Annotated in this window: 1 rRNA gene; it reads right to left on the bottom strand. The window is 55.0% G+C overall.

Features of this window, described 5'->3' with window-relative positions:
- Positions 1-191 precede the first annotated feature (191 nt).
- Positions 192-595: ribosomal RNA gene (locus FS804_RS24700) — 16S ribosomal RNA — on the bottom strand; the annotation flags it as partial.

Below are 595 nucleotides of genomic sequence, written 5' to 3'. Positions count from 1 at the left end.
CTTCTTGAAGAAAGAGAAACGTGGACGGCGAACCTCGCCATACCCGCTGTCTGCGTAGCAGATCTGCAGGCGTATTACGTTTCGATGGTCGCCTGACTGGCGCCATCTATGTTCTAAAAAGCACGGGAAAGTTCATACCGCGTTGATCCGAAGACCTGTGCGATCGTCTTACTGTTCCACAGCTTCCTTAGAAAGGAGGTGATCCAGCCGCAGGTTCCCCTACGGCTACCTTGTTACGACTTCACCCCAGTCGCTGACCCTACCGTGGTTAGCTGCCTCCTTGCGGTTAGCGCACTACCTTCGGGTAAAACCAACTCCCATGGTGTGACGGGCGGTGTGTACAAGGCCCGGGAACGTATTCACCGCAGCATGCTGATCTGCGATTACTAGCGATTCCAACTTCATGCACTCGAGTTGCAGAGTGCAATCCGAACTGAGATGGCTTTTGGAGATTAGCTCGACATCGCTGTCTCGCTGCCCACTGTCACCACCATTGTAGCACGTGTGTAGCCCAGCCCGTAAGGGCCATGAGGACTTGACGTCATCCCCACCTTCCTCTCGGCTTATCACCGGCAGTCCCCTTAGAGTGCCCAAC

Source organism: Agrobacterium sp. DE0009, assembly GCF_007680755.1.
In the GTDB taxonomy this organism is placed as follows: Bacteria; Pseudomonadota; Alphaproteobacteria; order Rhizobiales; family Rhizobiaceae; genus Agrobacterium; species Agrobacterium tumefaciens_B.
This window is presented reverse-complemented; position numbering and strand designations above follow the sequence as displayed.